Here is a 24528-nt window from a genome sequence, read left to right as displayed (position 1 = left end):
CGTAACCCCAGCATTGGGCTGTGGGCCCCTATCCCTTGACTCCCCTATTCCGCCGTACGCTAAGCGAGATCAAGAATCGCGGCCCTACCCGTGCTGGACGAGCCAGTCGTGAATCGCCGCGGCGGTCACCGATCCGTACTCCTCAAGCATGCTGTAGTGGTTGCCGGGCACATCGATTGCGTCGTGCGGCAGTGGCCAACTGGCCTGCCACTCCTCCGCCGGTGGCACCTGGTCGGGTTCGACGCCGAAGCACTCCGAGGCCCGTACCAGCAGGGTCGGCGTCTTGATCTCGACCGGCTCCCACTCCTCGAAGAGCGCGAAGTAGGCCGACATCGCGGTCAACCGCGTGCCGGTCATCCGACCGAAGTCCTTCTCCAACTCAAGGGCCCGGCTCTCCATCACCGGCAGGATGTAGTCGACCTGGCCACCGCCGGAGACGTAGCTGTCGACCAGCACGAGGCCCAACGGCTGGACGTCCATCTGCTCCAGCCGCACCGCGACCTCGTGCGCGACCCGGCCGCCGGAGGAGCGACCGACGAGCACGAACGGTGCGTCGCCGGACTGCACGATCCGCTGTGCGCAGTAGTCGGCAAGCGCCTCGATGCTCTCCGCGACCTGCTCGCCGGCCACGAAGCCGGGTGTCATCAGCGACCACACGTCACGGATGCCGCGCAGCGGCAGTGCCAGGTTCATCAGCTCCTGATTGCTCGCCCAGACCGACTGGGACGGGAAGCAGATGAGCCTCGGGTGCTCGGAGCCGGCGGTGAGCCGTACCAGTTCGGGCCCCTTCTTCACCTCGTCGGCCGTGGCGAAGCTGGACCGCAGTTCGACGGTGGCGCGCAGCACGTGGTGGCCGATGTCGAGCCGACCCAGCTCGATGGAGCGACGGTAGAGCGCCTCGATGCCGTTGATGACGGCCGCGTTGGCCGCCGCCTCCGAGGTCTCGCCCGCCGGCTCCCCGGCCGGCGCCGCCGGCACGGCAGCGGCCACGGTGGAGAGCTGCGCCGCAAGTTCTCCGGCGAGCGCGGCCGGAGTGGGGTGATCGAAGACGGCGGTGCTGGCCAACCGCAGTCCCGTGCCGGTGTTGAGCCGGTTGCGTAGCTCCATCGAGGTCAGCGAGTCGAAACCCAGCTCACCGAAGGCGCGATCCGGCTCGATGAGTTCCGCGTCGGTGTGGCCGAGGATCTGCGCGGTCTCGGTGCGTACCAGGTCCAGCAGGATGGCCTCACGGCCCTGCTGGTCCAGGCCCGCGAGGCGCTCCCGCAACGCGGCCTCCGCCACCCGGCCGGAGTGCCCGGCCGCCCGGCGGACCGCGGGGCGGACCAGGCCCCGCAGCACGGCCGGCACGGTGAAGCCGGCCGGAGCTGGCGACGTACCGACGTTGAGCCGGATCGGCACCAGCGCGGCCGGACCGGGCACCAGGCGGGCGGCGTCGAGGGCCGCGAGGCCCCGCTCGGCCGTGAACGGAAGCAGTCCACCGCGGGCCATCCGGGACCGCTGGTTGTCGCCCAGGCCATCGGCCATGCCGCCCTGCTGGGCCCACCAGCCCCAGGCGAGCGAGAGTGCCGGCAGGCCCCGGTCCCTGCGGTACCCGGCCAGGGCGTCGAGGAAGGCGTTTGCGGCGGCGTAGTTCGCCTGGCCCTGGCTGCCCAGCACCCCGGCGGCCGAGGAGAAGAGGATGAACGCCGACAGCTCCAGTTCCGCAGTGAGTTCGTGGAGGTGCCACGCCGCGTCGGCCTTCGCCGCCAGCACCGCGTCGAGACGCGCCGGGGTCAGCGACGCGAGGACGCCGTCGTCCAGGACGCCCGCCAGGTGCACGACCGCGGTCAGCGGCCGCTCCGCAGGGATCGCGGTGAGCAGGTTCCGTACGGACTCGCGGTCGGCCACGTCGCAGGCCGTGAAGTTCACCTGCGCGCCCAGTTCGGTGAGCTCGGCGAGGAGGCCGGCAGCGCCGGGTGCGTCGGCGCCACGGCGGCTGGCCAGCAGCAGGTGGCGGGCACCATTGGCGACGACCAAGTGGCGGGTCACCAGGGCACCGAGCCCGCCTGTCGCGCCGGTCACCAGGACCGTGCCGGACGGGTCGAAGGCCGGCGGTCGCGCACCGGCCTCGGGCGCGTCGAGGCGGGTCAGCCGGGGCACGGTGACTGCTCCCGCGCGCACCGCGACCTGCGGCTCGTCGCTGCCGAGGACGGACGGAAGCAACTGGTACGACGCCTCGTCGTCGTCCACGTCGATTAGGACGATCCGCGAGGTGCTCTCGGACTGGGCTGAGCGGACCAGACCCCAGACCGCCGCGCCGGGCAGATCCCGGATCGGGTCGTCGGGTCCGGTCGAGACGGCGCCGCGGGTGAGCAGCACCAACCGTGAGTCGGCGAGCCGGGCCTCGTCGAGCCAGTGCTGCACGACCTGGAGCACCTGTCGGGTCATCTCGTGGGTGGCCGTGACGGTGTCCTCCTCGGCATCGGAGACGCAGAACATCACGACCACCGGTGGCGGCGGCGAACCGGCGTGCAGCGTCTCGATCAGTGACGGCCAGTCGAGGTAGGGCGTGCCGGCGATACCGGCGGCGACCAGACGCGGGCGGATCTCCAGACGATCGAGTCCCAGCTGAGACCACTGCGTGACGGTCTCCCCCGTGGTTTTCGCCGGTGCCGTCCAGGCCAGCCGGTAGAGCGGGTTCTCGTCCGCCTCGGCCGCGACGGCCGCAGCGGCCAGTTGCTCCGGGGCGGGCGTACGCAGCGTCAACGACTCGATCGACGCGACCGGGCTGCCCGTACCGTCGGTGATCCGGATGGCGGCGTCAGCACGGTTGACCGGCGTGAGGTGCACCCGTAGTTGTGTCGATCCGGTGGTGTGGAGCCGTACGTTCGTCCAGGCGAAGGGGAGGCCCGCTGTCGTTGGTTCGCGGGTCGGGTCGTCGGCGCCGAGGATGCCCATCGCCAACGGCTGTAGCGCCGCGTCGAGCAGCGCCGGGTGCAGCGCGAAACCGGCAGCTTCCGGCGCGGCCTCGTCGGGCAGGCGGACGTCGGCGAAGAGTTCGCCGTCGCGCTGCCACACGGCGTGCAGGCCCTGGAATGTCGGCCCGTACTCGAACCCGCCCTCGGCGAGCCGGTCGTAGAAGTCCTCGACGGGTACGGGTCGTGCCCCGACGGGCGGCCACTCGGTTGTCTCGTCCTGGGGCGGCCGGGCGCCCTCGGCGGCGAGCATCCCGCTCGCGTGCCGGGTCCAGGCCGCCTCGCTGCCCGCCTGCTCCGGCCGCGCGTACACGGTCACCGTTCGACGGCCGCTGTCGTCGGCGGCCCCGATCGAGACCTGCACGGCAACCGCGTCGTGGCCGGGCAGCAGCAGTGGCGCCTCGAGCGTGAGCTCCTCGATGACGTCGCAACCGACCTGGTCTCCGGCGTGCAGAGCAAGCTCGACGAAGGCGGTACCGGGTAGCAGCGCCGTGCCGTTGAGCGCGTGCTCGGCGAGCCAGGGGCACGTGGCGCGGGAGAGCCTGGCGGTGGCGACAAGGCCGTTGGACTCGGGCAGCGCAACGAGCGCGCCGATCAGCGGATGCTCTGCCGCGATCAGGCCGACCGCGGCGGGGTCACCGCCGGTCGTGGCTTCGATCCAGTAGCGGCGATGCTGAAACGCATACGTCGGCAACGACACCCACCGCCCACCACGACCCGCAAAAAACGCCCCCCAATCAACCGACACCCCACGCACCCACAAACCACCCAACGCCCCCACCAACGACTCACACTCACCACGACCACGACGCAAACCAGACAACACCACCACCCCCACCCGATCCACCAAACCCGCCAACCCACCCGGACCCACCTCCAACAACGTCACCACACCCCCACCCACCACCACATCCACACAATCACCAAACCGCACCGCCTCCCGCACCTGCCGCACCCAATAACCCGGCGACAACAACTCCTCCCCCACCACCCGACCAAAAACATTCGACACCACCGGCAACACCGGACGACAAAACTCCACCCCCACCAAAACCCGCTCAAAATCAGCAAGCATCGGCTCCATCAACACCGAATGAAACCCATGCGACACCGCCAACCGCCGACACCGCCGCCCCCCACACGCCGCCACCACCCGCTCCACCAACTCCACCGCCCCCGAAATCACCACCGACGACGGACCATTCACCGCCGCCACCGACACACCCTCCACAAGCAACCCCCAATCTCCTCCTCCGACACCTCCACCGACCACATCCCCCACCCACCGGCAACCCCTGCATCAACCGACCCCGAGCCGCCACCACCCGACACGCATCCCCCAACGACCACACACCCGCCACACACGCCGCCACCAACTCCCCCACCGAATGCCCCACCAACACATCCGGCCGAACACCCCACGACTCCACCAACCGAAACAACGCCACCTCCACCGCAAACAACGCCGGCTGCGCAAACTCCGTACGCTCCAACAACCCCACATCACCACCCCACACCACCTCCTTCAACGACCGCCCCAACAACACATCAAACTCACCACACACCTCATCAAAAACCCTTGCAAAAACCGGAAACAACGAATACAACTCACGCCCCATACCCAACCGCTGAGAACCCTGACCCGAAAACAAAAACCCCACCCGACCATCACCCACCACCCCACCCAACTCCACCCGCCCCAAACCCCCACCAACTCCCCCACATCCCCACCCACCACCACCGCCCGCGACTCCAACCCCGCCCGACCCACCGCCAACGACACACCCACATCCACCACCCCCACACCAGAACCACCACCCACAAACCCCACAAGCCGATCCACCTGATCCCGCAACGCACCCACCCCACGACCCGACACCACCCACGGCACCACCGGCAACACCGGCAACACCCCACCCGACCCCAACTCGGGCTCCAGTTCAGCCGGCGGCTCCTCGATGATCACGTGAGCATTGGTGCCACTGATCCCGAACGACGAAATACCCGCCCGACGCGGACGACCATCCACCCGCCACTGACGCGCCTCCGTCAACAACTCCACCGCCCCCGACGACCAATCCACCTGCGGCGTCGGCTCATCCACATGCAACGTCCTCGGCAACACCCCCGCCCGCATCGCCAACACCATCTTGATCAACCCCGCCACACCCGCCGCCGCCTGCGTATGACCAATATTCGACTTCACCGACCCCAACCACAGCGGCCGACCCTCCGGACGCCCCCGCCCATACGTCGCCAACAACGCCTGCGCCTCAATCGGATCACCCAACGTCGTCCCCGTACCATGCGCCTCCACCACATCCACCTCACCCGCAGAAACCCCCGCCACCGCCAACGCCTGCCGAATCACCCGCTGCTGCGACGGACCATTCGGCGCCGTCAACCCATTCGACGCACCATCCGAATTCACCGCCGACCCACGCACCACCGCCCACACCTGATGACCATTACGCCGCGCATCCGACAACCGCTCCACCACCACCACACCCACACCCTCACCCCAACCCGTACCATCCGCCGCCGCCGCAAACGCCTTACACCGCCCATCACGAGCCAACCCACCCTGCCGATCGAACTCCGCGAACGCGCCGGGCGTCACCATCACCGCCACACCGCCGGCCAGGGCAAGATCACACTCACCGTTACGCAACGCCTGACCCGCCAGATGCAACGCCACCAACGACGACGAACACGCCGTGTCCACCGTCACCGCCGGACCCTCAAGCCCCAACACGTACGCCACCCGACCCGACATCACACTGCCGGAAGCACCGGTCAACGCATAACCGCCGGTCGCTTCCGAGGAGTTCATCAGCACGGTGGTGTACTCCTGCGGGGTGCCGCCGACGAACACGCCGGTGCGGCTGCCGCGCAGCGACAGCGGATCCACCCCGGCCCGCTCCAACGCCTCCCACGAACACTCCAGCAACAACCGCTGCTGCGGATCCATCGCCAGGGCCTCCCGCGGCGAGATACCGAAGAAAGCCGCGTCGAAGTCGCCCGCGGTATCGAGGAAAGCGCCCTGCTGAGTCGTGGCCGACCCGTCCGGCAGCAGGGCCCGCATGCCCTGCGCCTGCCAACCGCGGTCGGTCGGCAGCTCCGTCATCTCGTCGCGTTCCTCGGCGACCACCCGCCACAGGTCCTCGGGCGAGGCCACGCCGCCGGGGAAGCGACAGGCCATGCCGACGATCACCAGCGGATCATCGGCGACCTCGCGCGCCGCCGGCGTTGCGGTGGCCGCGTCGGTGCCGCCGAAGAGCTCCACGCGGAGCAGGTCGGCCACGGCGGCCGGGGTCGGGTGGTCGAAGACGAGGGTGGCGGGCAGCCGCAGGCCGGTCGCGGTCCGCAGCCGGTTACGCAGCTCCATCGCGGTAAGCGAGGTGAACCCGAGGTCCTGGAAGGGGCGGGAGGCGCCGATCTCGTCGACGTCGTCGTGGGCCAGCACCGCTGCCGCCTCGGCGCGTACGAGTTTGAGCAGCTGCGTGGTTCGCTGCCCGTCGTTCAGCGCGGCGAGCCGTTGGCGTAGTTCGACGCTTGCCGTCTCGTCGAGGGTCTGCCCGGACAGGTCACCACTGATCGCCTGGGCGGCCTCGGGAATGCTCTCGATCAGAGCTCGACGGCGGGCCATTGTGTAACCCGGAGCGAAACGCTCCCAATCCATGTCCGCAACCGTCAACAACGTCTCATCGTGATCGATCGCCTCGAACAGAGCCTGAAGCGCAAGCCGGGGCGCCATCAACCGCACACCCAGCCGGGTCAACAACTCACCAGCCCGGTCACCGGCCATCCCGGTGTCCTGCCAACCACCCCAGGACACCGACGTCGCCGTCAGACCACGCGCACGACGCTGCTGCGCCAGGCCGTCGAGAAACGCGTTCGCCGCCGCGTACGCACCACTACCGGCACTACCCCAGACCGCCGCGCCCGAGGAGAACAGCACAAAGGCGTCCAGTTCTCCGGTCAACTCATCCAGATTGCGCGCACCGGCGACCTTTCCCGCCAACACCCCGGCAAAGTCCGCCGCCGTGGTCTCCACCACTTCCCGGAACACCGTGGTACCAGCCGCGTGGAAGACCGCCGACAGATCCGGAAGCTGCGCCAACAGCTCCGCCAATGCGTCCCGGTCAGCCACGTCGCAGGCGGCAATGGTCACCCGGGCGCCTTGGCCCGCCAACTCCTCCCGCAACTCCCGCGCACCTTCGGCAGCCAACCCACGCCGGCTCGTCAGCACCACATGCTCCGCGCCCAACCCCACCAGCCATCGGGCCACATGCGCTCCGATGCCGCCGGTGCCACCGGTCACCAGGACCGCACCACGAGGTGCCCAACCCCGGCCCACACCGGCCAGCGGAGCCCGCACCAGACGACGCGCGAAGACGCCGGAGCCGCGCAGCACCAACTGATCCTCACCACCACCGCCACCCGACAACACACTGACCAGCCCAGCACCCACCCCGTCATCCCACGCCGGTGGCAGATCCACCAGACCACCCCAACCGGCTGGCCGCTCCAAGCCCACCACCTGGCCCAACGCCCACACCTGCGCCTGCTCGGCCAGCACCACACCCGGCTGCACCGCACCCCGGGTCACCATCCACAGCGGCGCCGCCACACCGGCATCCGCCAGGCCCTGCACCGCCGCCACCGACCTCAACACGCCACCGAACCCCACCACCAACACACCGCCGACGTCACCGACCTCCCTCAACTCATCAGCCAGGCCGACCCGATCCGACACCGTCACCACCCGCACCTGGGCGCCCGCGGCGCACAAGAGGGCTACGAGCTCATCGGTGAACGCACCATCCTCGGCGGTGAGCAGTACGAGCCAGGTTCCGGTCAGCGCGCCCGGTGCGGCCACCGGGACCGATCGGCTGACCACCCGGTAGCGCCAGGAGTCGACCAGCTGGCGCTCCGTGCGGGATCGCCGCCAGTTGGACAGTGCCGGCAGCACTTCGTCCCACGGGCCCGGGGCACCGACCATCGTCTCCAGGCCGGAGACGTCGCCGCGCTCGACCACCTGCCAGAACTCGCCGTCGACCGGTCCGCCGGAGGTCGTGGGGGCGTCCTCGACCTTCAGCCAGTAGCGCCGGCGCTGGAACGCGTACGTCGGCAGGTCCACCCGGCGGGCGCCGGCGAAGAGCACGGGCCAGTCGACCGCGACACCCCGCACGTACGCCTCGGCCAGCGACGTCAGGAAGCGACCGACGCCGCCGTCGTCGCGGCGCAGCGAGCCCACCACCACGCCGGGCCGGCCGGACTCCTCGATCCGCTCCTGCACCGCGGGCGTCAGTACCGGATGCGGGCTCACCTCGATGAAGGCACCGATGCCCTGGTCGACGAGCGCGCCGACGGCATCGTCGAAGCGGACCGTCTCGCGCAGGTTCGTGAACCAGTACCGGGCGTCCATGGTCGACGTGTCGATCAGCTCGCCGGTGACCGAGGAGATCATCGGCAGCCGCGACGGCCCCGGCGTCACCTCCGCCAGCGCCGCCAGCAGCGGAGCCTCCAGCACGGCGACCTGATCCGAGTGGGACGCGTAGTCCACGGCCACCCGGCGGGCCCGCACTCCGGTGCGCTCGCAGTGCGCCAGCAGCGCGTCAAGTGCCGCGTTCGCGCCCGAGACGACCACCGCAGCCGGGCCGTTGACCGCGGCCACCCCGACACCCTCGAACTCCGCCACCAGGCGAGACACGTCGGTCGCCGGAAGCGCCACCGACACCATGCCGCCGGCACCCGCGAGCCGCTCCCGCACCATGCGCGAGCGCAGCGCCACGACGCGGGCCCCATCCGCCAGGCTCAAACCACCCGCCACCACCGCCGCCGCAATCTCACCCTGCGAATGACCCACCACCACCGACGGCACCACACCACACGAACGCCACAACTGCGCCAACGACACCATCACCGCCCACAACACCGGCTGCACCACATCCACCCGCTCCCACAACTGCTCATCCCCCGAAAACACCACCTCCCGCAACGACCACTCCACAAACGGCGCCAACGCCTGCTCACACGCCACCATCGACCCACCGAAAACCGACGACGACTCCCACAACGACACCGCCATCCCCACCCACTGCGCACCCTGACCCGGAAACACGAACGCCACCCGGCCGTCCAGGTCCGCCACACCGCGTACCACCGCACCGGCGGGAGTGTCCTGCGCGAGGGCGGCGAGGCCGGCGACGAAGTCGGGCAGTCGCTCGCCGATCACCACGGCCCGGTGTTCCAGGGCCGCCCGCGTCACCGCCAGTGAGTACCCCACGTCGCCGGGCGACACGTCGGGCGTGTGCTCGGCGTACGTGGCGAGGCGACTCGCCTGGCCGCGCAGCGCGGCGGCGTTCCGGCCGGATACCGGCCAGGGTCGCAGCGGGGACGAGACCGGCGCGGCTGAGGGGCCTTGCGGCGCCTCCCCGCCCTCTTCGGCGGGTGGCTCTTCGAGGATCAGGTGCACGTTTGTGCCGCTGATGCCGAACGAGGACACCGCGGCGCGGCGCGGATGGCCGTTCACCGGCCAGTCCCGCGCCTCGGTCAGCAGCGCCACCGCGCCCGACGACCAGTCCACCTGCGGCGTCGGCTCGTCCACGTGCAGCGTCTTCGGCAACACGCCCGCGCGCATCGCCATCACCATTTTGATCACGCTTGCGGCACCCGCCGGGTACTGGGTGTGGCCGATGTTCGACTTCAGCGAGCCGAGCCAGAGCGGTTCGCCGCCGGCGCGTTCCTGGCCGTAGGTCGCCAGCAACGCCTGCGCCTCGATCGGGTCGCCCAACGTCGTGCCCGTGCCGTGCGCCTCCACCACGTCGACCTCGGAGGCGAGCAGCCCGGCGTTGGCGAGGGCCTGCCGGATCACCCGTCGCTGCGACGGGCCGTTCGGTGCGCTCAGCCCGTTGGAGGCCCCGTCCTGGTTGATGGCGCTGCCCCGAATCACGGCCAGCACCGGGTGCCCGTTGCGGCGCGCGTCGGAGAGCCGCTCCATGACGATGACGGCGGCGCCTTCGCCCCAGCCGATGCCGTCCGCGGCGGCCGCGAACGACTTGCAGCGGCCGTCGGCGGCCAGGCCACGTTGGCGCGCGAAGGTGACGAAGCCGGAGGGGGTGGCGAGGACTCCGACGCCGCCGGCAATGGCCAGGGCGGAGTCACCCTGGCGCAGGGACTGCATCGCGTTGTGGATCGCGACAAGCGAGGAGGAGCAGGCGGTGTCGACCGTGACCGCTGGTCCTTCGAGACCCAGCACGTAGGAGACGCGGCCGGAGAGGACACTGCCCGAGCCGCCCGTCGCCGCGTAGCCCTGGTTGCTCGGTGAGCTCATCAGCAGCGCGGCGTGCTCGACCGCGCAGCCACCGATGAACACGCCCGTACGGCTGCCCTTGAGTGCGGTGGGCGCGATGCCGGCGCGCTCAAGCGCCTCCCAGGAGCACTCGAGCAGCAGGCGCTGCTGTGGGTCCATCGCCTCGGCCTCGCGGGGCGAGATACCGAAGAGCCCGGCGTCGAAGTCGCCGGCACCGTCGAGGAAGGCACCCTCCATCGTGTACGTCTTTCCCGGCTGGTCCGGATCGGCGTCGAAAAGCGAGTCCAGGTCCCAGCCGCGATCGGTGGGGAAGGCCCCGACCGCGTCGACGCCACCCGCCACGAGCTGCCAGAGCTGCTCGGGCGAGTCCGATCCGCCGGGCAGCCGGCAGGCCATGCCGACGATGGCGATGGGCTCTCGTACCCGGTCCTGGACGTCCTGTAGCTGCTGCCGGGTCTGCTGCAGCTCCACGGTGACCCGCCGCAGATAGGTACGGAGCTTTTCCTCTGCCATCGGTTACCTCACTTCAATACAAGTGATCAGAACCGCAGCGGTGCGTTCAGGACACACCGAGGTCGCGGTCGATGAAGTCGAAGATCTCGTCGTCGGAGGCGGAATTCAGGTCGGCCATCGATGCGGTGCCGCCGAGCTTGCTGATGAGTTCGCGGAGCCGGTCGACGATCTCGTCCCGGGCGTGGGTGTCCAGGTCGACCAGCGGGATGGCGCGGTCGATGCGGGCCAGCTCGTGCCCGATGTCGACGGCGTTCGCCAGCTCGGCGGAGCCGGCGCCGAGCAGTTGCGTACGCAGCTCGACAGCGAGGGCGCCGGGGCTGGGGTGGTCGAAGACGAGGGTGGCGGGCAGCCGCAGGCCGGTCGCGGCCCGCAGCCGGTTGCGGAACTCCACCGCGGTCAGCGAGGTGAAGCCCAGATCCTGGAACGGGCGATGTTCGTCGATTGCGAGCGCGTCGTCGTGCGCCAGCACCGTGGCCGCCTCGGCCCGTACGAGGTCGAGCAGGATGGCGTGCTGCCCGCCGGGATCGACGTCGACCAGCCGCTGGCGTAGTTCGGCGCTGGCCGTCTCGTCGAGGGTCTGCCCGGCGAGGTCACCACTGATCGCCTGGGCGGCCTCGGGAATGTCCTCGATCAGAGCTCGACGGCGGGCCATTGTGTAACCCGGAGCAAAACGCTCCCAATCCATATCCACAACCGTCAGCAGCGTCTCATCATGGTCGATCGCCTGGAACAGGGCCGCAAGCGCGAGCCTCGGTGGCATCAACCGCACACCGAGCCGACTCAACAGCTGCCCGGTCTGGTCACCGGCCATCCCGGTGTCCTGCCAACCACCCCAGGACACCGACGTCGCCGTCAGACCACGCGCACGACGCTGCTGCGCCAGGCCGTCGAGAAACGCGTTCGCCGCCGCATAGGCACCGTTACCCGCACTACCCCACACCGCCGCCCCCGAGGAGAACATCACGAAGGCATCCACCGCACCGACCAGCTCATCAAGATTGCGCGCACCGGCCACCTTGCCCGCCAGCACCTCCGCAAAGTCCTCCGCCGTGCTCTCCACCACCTGGCGGAACGCCGTCGTACCAGCCGCGTGGAAGACCGCCGACAGGTCTGGAATCTGCGCCAACAACCGCGCCAGGGCGTCCCGGTCAGCCACATCACAGGCCGCGACCGTCACCCGCGCCCCGGCGGCCTCCAGCTCCGCTACGAGCTGCCGGGCACCCTCCGCCGCCAACCCCCGCCGGCTCGTCAGGACCAGCTCCGGCGCGCCCAAGCTCACCAGCCACCGCGCCACATGCGCCCCGACACCACCGGTGCCACCGGTGACCAGGATCGTGCCGCGCGGTGACCAACCCCGACCGCCACCGTCGAGCCGAGCACGCACCAAGCGACGCGCGAACACACCCGATGGCCGCAGCACCAGCTGATCCTCGCCGTCGCCACCGCCGGCCAGCACGCTCACCAGAGCGGCACCCACCTGGTCGTCCCAGGTCGGCGGCAGATCGACCAAGCCACCCCAGGTGTTGGGCCGCTCCAGACCCACCACCTGGCCGAACGCCCACACCTGCGCCTGCTCCGGTACCACCACACCGGGCGGCACCGCGCCCTCGGTGATCAGCCACATCGGTGCCGTGACGTCCGCGTCCGCAAGCGCCTGCACCGCCACCACCGACGCCATCAGGTCGCCGGTCGCCAGCGTGAGCACCCCGGCGACCTCGCCCACCTGCGCCAGTTCGCCGGCCAGGGTGCCCCGGTCCGACACCACAAACACTTGCGGATCTGCACCAGCAGCGCGAAGCGTCGCCAGCACGTCGCCGGTGCGCACGCCACGGGCTTCGGCGGGCAGCAGCACGAGCCAGGTTCCGGTCAGGGCGCTTCGGGCGCCCATCGTGACCGGTCGGCTGACCAGCCGGTAGCGCCAGGAGTCGACGAGGTCGCGTTCGACGCGGGACCGCCGCCACCGCGCCAGCGCCGGCACCACCTCGCCCCAGGGGCCCGCCGCGCCCACCACGGTCTCCAGGCCATCGGCGTCGCCGCGCTCCACCGCGGTCCAGAACTCACCGTCGAGCGACCCGCCGGCCGCCCCCGACGTCTGCCCCCGCAGCCAGAACCGTCGACGTTGGAATGCATATGTCGGCAGGTCCACCCGGCGGGCACCGTCGAAGAACAACGACCAGTCGACGGTCGCCCCGCGCACATATGCCTCGGCGAGCGAGGCCAGGAACCGGCCCGGACCGCCGTCGTCGCGGCGCAACGTGCCGAGCGCGACCGCATCCAGCTGGGTGGCGTCAATCGACTCCTGCACGGCGGGAACCAACACCGGGTGCGGACTCACCTCAACGAAGATCCGGTAGCCGGATGCCAGCATCGCGCGTACGGCCGGCTCGAAGCGGACGGTCTCGCGCAGGTTCGTGAACCAGTACCGGGCGTCCATGGTCGACGTGTCGATCAGCTCGCCGGTGACCGAGGAGATCATCGGCAGCCGCGACGGCCCCGGCGTCACCTCCGCCAGCGCCGCCAGCAGCTGTTCCTCAAGCGCGTCGACCTGATCCGAGTGCGAGGCGTAGTCCACCGGGACCCGCCGCGCACGCACCCCGTCCCGCTCACAGCGGGCCAGCAGCGCGTCAAGCCCGGCCACCGCACCCGAGACGACCACCGCAGCCGGGCCGTTGACCGCGGCCACCCCGACACCCTCGAACTCCGCCACCAGACGAGACGCCTCATCCGCCGGAAGCGCCACCGACACCATGCCGCCGGCACCCGACAACACCTCACCGATCACCCGCGAGCGCAGCGCCACGACGCGGGCCCCATCCGCCAGGCTCAAACCACCCGCCACCACCGCCGCCGCAATCTCACCCTGCGAATGACCCACCACCACCGACGGCACCACACCACACGAACGCCACAACTGCGCCAACGACACCATCACCGCCCACAACACCGGCTGCACCACATCCACCCGCTCCCACAACTGCTCATCCCCCGAAAACACCACCTCCCGCAACGACCACTCCACAAACGGCGTCAACGCCTGCTCACACGCCACCATCGACCCACCGAAAACCGACGACGACTCCCACAACGACACCGCCATCCCCACCCACTGCGCACCCTGACCCGGAAACACGAACGCCACCCGGGGGTCGGCCATTGTGGTACCGGTGATGGCGAGGTTGCGCAGGCCGTCGTGCAGGCTCGGCCGGTCGGTGCCGAGGACCACCGCGCGGTGTGCCAGGCGGGAGCGCGACGCGAGGGACCGGCCCACGTCGGCAATCGGTAGCTCCGGGTGGCGGTCGACGAACGCGGCGATCTGCTCCGCCTGGGCGCGCAGACCGGCCCGGTCGGCGCCCGAGAGCAGCCACGGTACGGGGATCTCGCCGGTCAAGGGCGCGACCACCGTGGGGTCGGCGTACCGGCTCTCGTCGTCGGGCTCCGGTTCAGCCGGCGGCTCCTCGATGATCACGTGAGCATTGGTGCCACTGATCCCGAACGACGAAATACCCGCCCGACGCGGACGACCATCCACCCGCCACTGACGCGCCTCCGTCAACAACTCCACCGCCCCCGACGACCAATCCACCTGCGGCGTCGGCTCATCCACATGCAACGTCCTCGGCAACACCCCCGCCCGCATCGCCAACACCATCTTGATCAACCCCGCCACACCCGCCGCCGCCTGCGTATGACCAATATTCGACTTCACCGACCCCAACCACAGCGGCCGACCCTCCGGACGCCCCCGCCCATACGTCGCCAACAACGCCTGCGCCTCAATCGGATCACCCAACGTCGTCCCCGTACCATGCGCCTCCACCACATCCACCTCACCCGCAGAAACCCCCGCCACCGCCAACGCCTGCCGAATCACCCGCTGCTGCGACGGACCATTCGGCGCCGTCAACCCATTCGACGCACCATCCGAATTCACCGCCGACCCACGCACCACCGCCCACACCTGATGACCATTACGCCGCGCATCCGACAACCGCTCCACCACCACCACACCCACACCCTCACCCCAACCCGTACCATCCGCCGCCGCCGCAAACGCCTTACACCGCCCATCACGAGCCAACCCACCCTGCCGATCAAACTCCGCGAACACTCCCGGGGTCGCCAGCACCGTGACACCGCCGGCCAGAGCAAGATCACACTCACCGTTACGCAACGCCTGACCCGCCAGATGCAACGCCACCAACGACGACGAACAGGCGGTGTCGAGCGTCACCGCCGGCCCTTCGAGGCCCAACACGTACGCCACCCGACCCGACATCACACTGCCGGAGGAGCCGGTCAGCGCGAACCCTTCGGCGGCCTCCGGCGCGGCGGCGAGCACCGAGCCGTACTCCTGGGAGGTGCCGCCGACGAACACGCCGGTGCGGCTGCCGCGCAGTGACAGCGGATCCACCCCGGCCCGCTCCAACGCCTCCCACGAACATTCCAGCAACAACCGCTGCTGTGGATCCATCGACTGGGCCTCGCGGGGCGAGATACCGAAGAAGCCGGGGTCGAAGTCGCCTGCCGAGTAGACGAAGCCACCCTGCATCCCGCCGCCGACGCCCTGCTCCTGCCAGCCACGGTCGGTCGGCACGTCCGAGATGCCGTCGCGGCCGTCGGAGACCAGGCGCCACAGTTCCTCGGGCGTGACCACGCCGCCCGGGTAGCGGCAGGCCATGCCGACGATCACGAGTGGATCGTCGGCCGCGTCGCGGACCGCCACGACCGGCGAGTCGGTGCCGGCTTCGGCGCCGAAAAGCTCGGTGAGCAGGTACGCCGCCAGGTTCTCCGGGTTGGGGTAGTCGAAGACGACACTGGCAGGCAGCCGCAGGCCGGTCGCGGCGGTGAGCCGGTTACGCAGCTCCATCGCGGTGAGCGAGTCGAAACCGAAGTCCTGGAACGGCCTGGTCGGCGCGATCTCCTCCACTGAGGAGTGCCCGAGCACCTCGGCCGCCGCACCGCGCACCAGGCTGAGCAGCTCCGCGTGCCGCTCCGCCGCCGACCGGTCGGCCAGGCGCTGACGCAGTTCGTCGGTCGCCGCCTCGTGGAGCGCCGAATCCTCGTCTTCGCCGAGTACCCGGGCGACCTCGGGGATGTCCTCGATGAGAGCGCGGCGGCGGGCCATGGTGTAGCTGGGCGCGAAGCGTGCCCAGTCCATGTCGACGACGGTCAGCAGCGTCTCGTCGTGGTCGATCGCCTGGTGCAGCACCTGGAGCGCGAGACGCGGCTCCATCAGCCGCAGGCCGAGCCGGGTCAGCTGGTCCCCGGCACCCTCGTTGTCGTCGAGCATGCCGCCGGATGCCCAACCGCCCCAGGACACCGAGGTCGCGGTCCGGCCGCGCGCACGGCGTTGCTGGGCCAGTGCGTCAAGGTACGCGTTGGCCGCCGCGTACGCGCCGTGGCCGCCGCTGCCCCAGACCGCCGCGCCGGAGGAGAACATGACGAAGGCGTCCAGGTCTCCGGTGAGCTCGTCGAGGTTCCGGGCACCGTCGACCTTGCCGGCCGCCGCCGCGGCGAGCTGGGCCTCGTCCAGGTGCAGCACCTCGCTGTAGCTGGCCACGCCAGCGGCGTGGAATACCGCGGTGAGGTCGGGGACGTCGGCCAGTAGTTCGGCGAGCGCCTCCCGGTCGGTCACGTCGCACGCCCGCACCCAGACCCGGGTACCTGCCGCTTCGAGCTCGTCCTTGAGTTGCTGGGCACCCTCGGCGGCAAGACCGCGACGGCTGGTCAGCACCAGGCTCTCGGCACCGAGGTCGGCGAGCCAGCGGGCCACGTGTGCGCCGATGCCGCCGGTACCACCGGTGACCAGGGCGGTACCGCGAGGTGCCCAGCCACGACCTTCCGTGGCGCCCAGCGGCGCGCGTACCAGCCGGCGGGCGGAGATCCCGGACCGGCGGACCACGAGCTGGTCCTCGCCCTTGTGCGCGGCCAAAGCGCCGACCATGCCTGCGGCGATCCGCTCGTCCCACTCCTGCGGCAGGTCGATCAGGCCGCCCCAGGTCGCCGGGCGCTCCAGCCCGAAGACCTGGCTGAGCGCCCAGACCTGTGCCTGTTCCGGGACGACCGTGCCCGGGGCCGTCGCGCCACGGGTCAGGACCCACAGCGGTGCGGTCACCCCGGCATCCGCCAGGGCCTGCATCACCACCACCGTCGCCATGAGATCACCGGCGGCGACGGACAGCACCCCGGTGACCTCGCCGACCTCGGCCAACTGCTGGGCCAGCGCCGCACGATCCGTGCCGGGCTGCACCACCACGGCTTCGACGTCGGCCCCGGCGCCACGAACAGTCGCCACGATCTCGTCTACCCGTGTGCCGTCGGCGGGCAGCAGGGTGAGCCAGGTCCCGGCGAGCCTGGCGTCGGCATCGACCGGAACGGGCCGGGTGACCAACCGGTACCGCCAGGAGTCGACCAGCCCGCGTTCGACGCGGGAGCGACGCCAGCGGGCCAGTGCCGGCAGCAACTCCGGCCAGGCACCCGGTGCGCCGACCATCGCCTGTAGACCGTCCGCGTCGCCGCGCTCGACCGCAGTCCAGAACTCGCCGTCGAGCACGCCCTCGCCGGCCGCCTTGTCGATGGTGGCCTCGATCCAGTAGCGGCGATGCTGAAACGCATACGTCGGCAACGACACCCACCGCCCACCACGACCCGCAAAAAACGCCCCCCAATCAACCGACACCCCACGCACCCACAAACCACCCAACGCCCCCACCAACGACTCACACTCACCACGACCACGACGCAAACCAGACAACACCACCACCCCCACCCGATCCACCAAACCCGCCAACCCACCCGGACCCACCTCCAACAACGTCACCACACCCCCACCCACCACCACATCCACACAATCACCAAACCGCACCGCCTCCCGCACCTGCCGCACCCAATAACCCGGCGACAACAACTCCTCCCCCACCACCCGACCAAAAACATTCGACACCACCGGCAACACCGGACGACAAAACTCCACCCCCACCAAAACCCGCTCAAAATCAGCAAGCATCGGCTCCATCAACACCGAATGAAACCCATGCGACACCGCCAACCGCCGACACCGCCGCCCCCCACACGCCGCCACCACCCGCTCCACCAACTCCACCGCCCCCGAAATCACCACCGACGACGGACCATTCACCGCCGCCACCGACACACCCTCCACAAGCAACCCCCAATCTCCTCCTCCGACACCTCCACCGACCACATCCCCCACCCACCGGCAACCCCTGCATCAACCGACCCCGAGCCGCCACCACCCGACACGCATCCCCCAACGACCACACACCCGCCACACACGCCGCCACCAACTCCCCCACCGAATGCCCCACCAACACATCCGGCCGAACACCCCACGACTCCACCAACCGAAACAACGCCACCTCCACCGCAAACAACGCCGGCTGCGCAAACTCCGTACGCTCCAACAACCCCACATCACCACCCCACACCACCTCCTTCAACGACCGCCCCAACAACACATCAAACTCACCACACACCTCATCAAAAACCCTTGCAAAAACCGGAAACAACGAATACAACTCACGCCCCATACCCAACCGCTGAGAACCCTGACCCGAAAACAAAACCCCACCCGACCATCACCCACCACCCCACCCAACTCCACCCGCCCCAAACCCCCACCAACTCCCCCACATCCCCACCCACCACCACCGCCCGCGACTCCAACCCCGCCCGACCCACCGCCAACGACACACCCACATCCACCACCCCCACACCAGAACCACCACCCACAAACCCCACAAGCCGATCCACCTGATCCCGCAACGCACCCACCCCACGACCCGACACCACCCACGGCACCACCGGCAACACCGGCAACACCCCACCCGACCCCAACTCGGGCTCCAGTTCAGCCGGCGGCTCCTCGATGATCACGTGGACATTCGTCCCGCTGATGCCGAAGGAGGAGATGCCGGCGAGTCGTGGCTTGTCACCGACGGGCCACTCGCGCGCCTCGGTCAACAGCCGGACGCAACCGGTCGACCAGTCCACCTCGGGCGTCGGTTCCTCGACGTGCAGCGTGCGCGGCATGAGGCCGTGCCGCATCGCCATCACCATCTTGATCAGCCCCGCGACACCTGCCGCGTACTGGGTGTGCGCGATGTTCGACTTGATGGAGCCCAGCCACAGCGGCCGGTCGGCCGGACGCTCCCGCCCATACGTCGCCAACAACGCCTGCGCCTCAATCGGATCACCCAACGTCGTCCCCGTACCATGCGCCTCCACCACATCCACCTCACCCGCAGAAACCCCCGCCACCGCCAACGCCTGCCGAATCACCCGCTGCTGCGACGGACCATTCGGCGCCGTCAACCCATTCGACGCACCATCGGAATTCACCGCCGAGCCGCGTACCACCGCCAGCACCTGATGGCCGTTGCGCCGGGCATCCGAGAGCCGCTCCACCACCACCAGGCCGATCCCCTCCGACCAGCCGGTGCCGTCGGCGTCGGCCGAGAAGGACTTGCAGCGGCCGTCACTGGCCAGCCCGCCCTGCCGGTCGAACTCCATGAAGCCGCTCGGCGTGAACATGACCGTCACGCCGCCGGCCAGGGCAAGATCACACTCACCGTTACGCAACGCCTGACCCGCCAGATGCAACGCCACCAACGACGACGAACACGCCGTGTCCACCGTCACCGCCGGACCCTCAAGCCCCAACACGTACGCCACCCGACCCGACATCACACTGCCGGAAGCACCGGTCAACGCATAACCACTCGCCGCCTCGGCGGAATTGACAAGCAGGGCTCCGTACTCTTGGGGGGCGCCGCCGACGAACACGCCGGTGCGGCTGCCGCGCAGTGACAGCGGATCCACCCCAGTCCGTTCCAACGCCTCCCACGAACATTCCAGCAACAACCGCTGCTGCGGATCCATCGCCAGGGCCTCCCGCGGCGAGATACCGAAGAAAGCCGCGTCGAAGTCGCCCGCGCCGGACATGAAGGCCCCCTGGCGGATGCCGGGCACCTGCCAGGACTCCCAACCCCGGTCGGCGGGGAAGTCGGAGATCTCGTCGCGCCCCTCGAAGACCAGCTGCCACAGTTCCTCCGGCGAGCCGACCCCGCCCGGAAAGCGGCAGGCCATGCCGACGATGACCAGCGGATCGTCGGCGGCCTCGCGGACGGCGAGGGTCGCCGCGACCGGCTCGGCGGCGCTGCCGAAGAGTTCCGTACGCAGCAGCTCGGCGAGCGCCACCGGCGTCGGATAGTCGAAGACGATGCTGGTGGGCAGCCGCAGGCCGGTCGCGGCGGCCAGCCGGTTGCGCAGCTCCATCGCGGTAAGCGAGTCGAAGCCGAGTTCCTGGAAGAGCCGGCCGCCGATCTCGTCGGCCCGAACATGGCCGAGGACCGATGCCGCCTCGGTTCGCACGAGGTCCTGGAGGGCGGCCTGCTGCGAATGTTCGGCCAGGCCCGCCAGTCGCTGCCGCAGCGCGGCAGCGGCCGAATCGTCGCCGCGCTCGCTTGCGGTGGTGTCGTTCAACGTCCGGGCGACCTCGGGGATGTCCTCGATGAGGGGTCGACGACGGGCCATGGTGTAGCTGGGAGTGAACTTCTCCCAGTCCATGTCGACGACGGTCAGCAGCGTCTCGTCGTGGTCGATCGCCTGGTGCAGCACGTCGAGCGCGAGCCGGGGCTCCATCAGCCGCAGCCCGCGCCGGGACATCTCCTCGGGCGAGAAGCCCTCGGCCATGCCGCCGCCGCCCCAACTGCCCCACGACACCGAGGTCGCGGTCAGTCCGCGTTCCCGGCGCCGCTGCGCCAGCGCGTCGAGGTAGGCGTTGGCCGCCGCGTAGGCGGCATTGCCGGCGCTGCCCCAGACCGCCGCGCCCGAGGAGAAGAGCACAAAGGCGTCCAGGTCACCGGTCAGCTCGTCGAGGTTCCGGGCACCGGCCACCTTGCCGTGCGCGGCCTCGGCCAGTTGCGCCTCGTCGAGGCCGAGCACGTCACCGAAGGTCGCCACGCCCGCCACGTGGAAGACCGCCGTGAGCGTGGGCACGTCGGCCAGCACCCGCGCCAGCGCGTCGCGATCGGCCACGTCGCAGGTCGCGACGGTCACCCGCGCGCCGCTGGCTTCCAGTTCCGTCCTGAGCTGTTGCGCGCCCTCGGCCGCCAGACCCCGACGGCTGGTCAACACCACATGCTCCGCGCCCAGGCCCACCAACCAACGAGCCACCTGGGCACCGATACCGCCGGTGCCACCGGTCACCAGCACCGTGCCGCGCGGCGACCACCCTCGACCGGTACCGGTCAAGGGGGCCCGCACCAGCCGACGCGCGAAGACACCCGACGCGCGCAGCACCAGTTGGTCCTCGCCGCCACCATCGGCGAGCGCGCCGACGAGACCGGCGGCGATCCGCTCGTCCCAGGTCTCCGGCAGGTCGATCAGGCCACCCCAGGTGCCGGGACGTTCCAGGCCGACGACCTGGCCGAGCGCCCAGACCTGCGCCTGCTCCGCAACGACCGAGTCCGGGCCGACCGCACCACGGGTCAGCAACCAGAGCGGCGCGGTCACGCCGCCCTCCGCGAGGGCCTGCACCACCGCCACCGACGCCATCAGGTCGTCGGACGCCACCGAGAGCACGCCCGTCACCTCACCGGCCCCGGCGAGGGCCGCCCGATCCGCCACGGTAAGCGTCACCACGTCCGCGCCGGCACCCCGCAGGGCCGCCACCACGTCGTCCGCGTGCGCGACGGGGTCGGCGACGGGCAGCAGCACCAGCCAGGTACCCGACAACGTGGCGCCGAAGCCGACGCTGACGGAGCGGTTGACCAGCCGGTAGCGCCAGGAGTCGACCAGGCCGCGTTCGACGCGGGACCGTCGCCAACGCGCCAGCGCCGGCACCACCTCGTCCCAGGCACCCGGTGCGCCGACAATGGTTTGCAGGCCGTCCGCGTCGCCGCGCTCGACCGCGCTCCAGAACTCGCCGTCGAGCACGCGCTCGCCCGGCGCCTTGTCGAATGTGGCCTCCACCCAGTAGCGGGTGTGCTGGAAGGCGTACGTCGGCAGCCTGACCCGCCGGGCACCTGAGCCGGCGAAGAACGCCGCCCAGTCGACCGGGATGCCGCGAGCCCACAACGCGCCGATCGCGGACACCACGGACTCGGCCTCACCGCGGTCGCGGCGCAGGGTCGCCACCACCGCCACGTCGGCGTCGCCCACCGACGCGCCCGCCAGGCCCGCCAGCCCACCAGGGCCGATCTCGACAAGCGAGGACACGCCCCGGCCCACGGCCGTCGCCACACAGTCGGCGAACCGTACGGCGGCGCGCACCTGGCTCACCCAGTAGCCCGGCGTCATCAGTTCCTCGGCGGCGACCCGACCCGACACGTTCGACACCACCGGCAGCGCCGGACGGCGGAACTCCACCTTCGTGAGCAGCTGCTCGAACTCCGCAAGCATCGGTTCCATCAGCACCGAGTGGAACGCATGCGACACCGCGAGCTGCTTGCAGCGGCGGCCCTCACACGCCGCCACCACCCTGGCGACCGGCTCCGTCGCGCCGGAGATCACCACGGACGACGGGCCGTTCACCGCCGCCACCGACACACCGTCGACGAGCAGCTGCCGAATCTCCGCCTCCGACACCTCCACCGACCACATCACCCCGCCGGCCGGCAACCGCTGCATCAACCGGCCACGGGCCGCCACCACCCGGCAGGCGTCGGCCAGCGACCACACGCCCGCCACATACGCCGCCGCCAACTCGCCCACCGAGTGACCGATCAGCACGTCGGGCCGCAGGCCCCACGACTCGACCAGCCGGAACAGGGCCACCTCCACCGCGAACAGGGCCGGCTGGGCGTACTGGGTGCGGTCCAGCAGCGCGGCGTCCTCGCCCCACATCACGTCCTTGAGCGGGAGGTCGAACTCCCCGCACACCTCGTCGAAGGCGCGTGCGAAGGTCGGGTACGCCGCATACAGTTCGCGGGCCATGCCGAGCCGCTGCGACCCCTGCCCGGAGAAGAGGACCCCCAACCGGCCCGCGACCACGCTGGTACCGGCCCCGACCTGCCGCAGACCAGCCAGCAGTTCCGGCAGGCTCGACCCGACCACCACCGCGCGGGTCTCCAGGCCCGCACGGCCCAGTGCCAGCGACAGACCCACGTCGGCCGGTGCGGCATCCGTCCGGTCCGCCAGGTACCCGGCCAGCCGGGCGGCCTGCTCGGCCAGGGCCGCCTCGCCCCGCCCCGAAACCACCCAGGGCACCACCGGCAGACCCGGCGCGTCGGTGGTGGTCGGCTCGTCGGCGGGCCCCTGCTCCAGGATGACGTGGGCGTTGGTGCCGCTGATGCCGAACGAGGACACCCCCGCCCGCCGAGGGCGGTCGTGATCCGGCCACCGCCGCGCCTGCGTCAGCAGTTCGACCGCACCCGACGACCAGTCCACATGCGGCGTGGGCTCCTCGGCGTGCAGGGTCTTCGGCAGTACGCCGGCCCGCAGCGCCATCACCATCTTGATCACCCCGGCGATGCCGGCGGCGGTCTGGGTGTGACCGAAGTTCGACTTGACCGAGCCCAGCCAGAGCGGCTGGCCGGCGGGACGCTCCTGACCGTACGTGTCGAGCAGTGCCTGCGCCTCGATCGGGTCGCCCAGCGTGGTGCCGGTGCCGTGCGCCTCCACGACGTCCACGTCGGAGGCGGCGACGCCGGCATTCGTCAACGCCGACCGGATCACCCGCTGCTGGGAGGGTCCGTTCGGGGCGGTCAGACCGTTGGAGGCGCCGTCCTGGTTCACCGCCGAGCCACGGACCAGCGCCAGCACCTCGTGACCGTTACGGCGCGCGTCCGAGAGGCGCTCCAGCACGACCACGCCGACGCCCTCGCCGTATCCGGTGCCGTCGGCCGAGGCCGCGAAGGACTTGCACCGGCCGTCGGCGGCCGAGCCGCCCTGGGTCGCGAACTCGGCGAAGATGGCCGGGGTGCCCAGCACCAGCACACCGCCGGCCAGGGCCAGGTCACACTCGCCGGTACGCAGCGCCTGGCTGGCCAGGTGCAGGGCCACCAGCGACGACGAGCACGCCGTGTCGACCGTGACCGCCGGCCCCTCAAGACCCAGCACGTACGACACCCGGCCGGAGAGCACCGCGCCGGGCAGTCCGGTAAGCGCGTAGCCTGCCGCCGACGACGGATCTGCGGAGTTCATCAGCAGGGTGCCGTACTCCTGGGCGGAGCCGCCGATGAAGACGCCGGTACGGCTGCCGCGCAGCGACAACGGGTCGATGCCGGCGTGTTCGAGCGACTCCCACGACGTCTCCAGCAGCAACCGCTGCTGCGGGTCCATCGTCAGCGCCTCGCGTGGCGAGATCTTGAAGAAGGCCGGGTCGAAGTCGCCGGCCTCGTAGAGGAAACCGCCCTGCCGGGCGGTCGGCACCTGGAAGCTCTCCCAGCCCCGGTCGGTGGGGAACTCCGACATCGCGTCGCGGCCCTCGGCGACCAGCCGCCACAGGTCGTCGCAGTTGCGTACGCCCCCGGGGTAGCGGCAGCCGATGCCCACGATCGCCAGTGGTTCCGTGGCGGCGCTGCTGAGCCGTTGATTCTGTTGCCGGAGGCGTTCGTTTTCCAGAAGCGAGGCGCGAAGCGCATCTACCACCTCTGCGACCGAGGAACCCATTTGTCAGCTCTCCCTTTCCGCTTCACCGGGAGGTCGTGGTGCAGTCGGCCGGTCGTATCTCCGCACGCCGTGCGGACCAGTCGTGAGCCCAGATGATCGCTAGTCGTC

4 protein-coding genes and 1 pseudogene are annotated in these 24528 nt (G+C 70.4%); all 5 read right to left on the bottom strand.

Going from position 1 to position 24528, the window contains the following annotated elements:
* Positions 1–84 precede the first annotated feature (84 nt).
* The gene (locus QQG74_RS13760) at positions 85–4236 is read right to left on the bottom strand and encodes an SDR family NAD(P)-dependent oxidoreductase (RefSeq protein ID WP_341720668.1); all 4152 of its coding nucleotides are present in this window, start codon (positions 4234–4236) and stop codon (positions 85–87) included.
* Positions 4237–4479: 243 nt separating this feature from the next.
* Positions 4480–10785 carry a type I polyketide synthase gene (locus QQG74_RS13755; RefSeq protein ID WP_341720667.1) on the bottom strand — a complete coding sequence of 2102 codons (6306 nt, stop codon included), beginning with the start codon at positions 10783–10785 and terminating at the stop codon, positions 4480–4482.
* Positions 10786–10831: 46 nt separating this feature from the next.
* Positions 10832–17998, bottom strand: coding sequence for a type I polyketide synthase (locus QQG74_RS13750; RefSeq protein WP_341720666.1), 7167 nt, complete (start codon positions 17996–17998; stop codon positions 10832–10834).
* Between the two features lie 52 nt (positions 17999–18050).
* Positions 18051–18335: pseudogene (locus QQG74_RS13745) on the bottom strand (acyltransferase domain-containing protein); the annotation flags it as partial.
* Complete coding sequence (locus QQG74_RS13740; RefSeq protein ID WP_341720665.1) at positions 18325–24420, bottom strand: type I polyketide synthase; 6096 nt, start codon at positions 24418–24420, stop codon at positions 18325–18327. The gene QQG74_RS13740 and the pseudogene QQG74_RS13745, both read right to left, overlap by 11 nt.
* Positions 24421–24528 lie beyond the last annotated feature (108 nt).

The sequence above is a fragment of the Micromonospora sp. FIMYZ51 genome (assembly GCF_038246755.1).
Classification (GTDB): domain Bacteria; phylum Actinomycetota; class Actinomycetes; order Mycobacteriales; family Micromonosporaceae; genus Micromonospora.
Note: the sequence above shows the minus strand (reverse complement) of the source record. Positions and strands in the feature narration are given on the sequence as shown.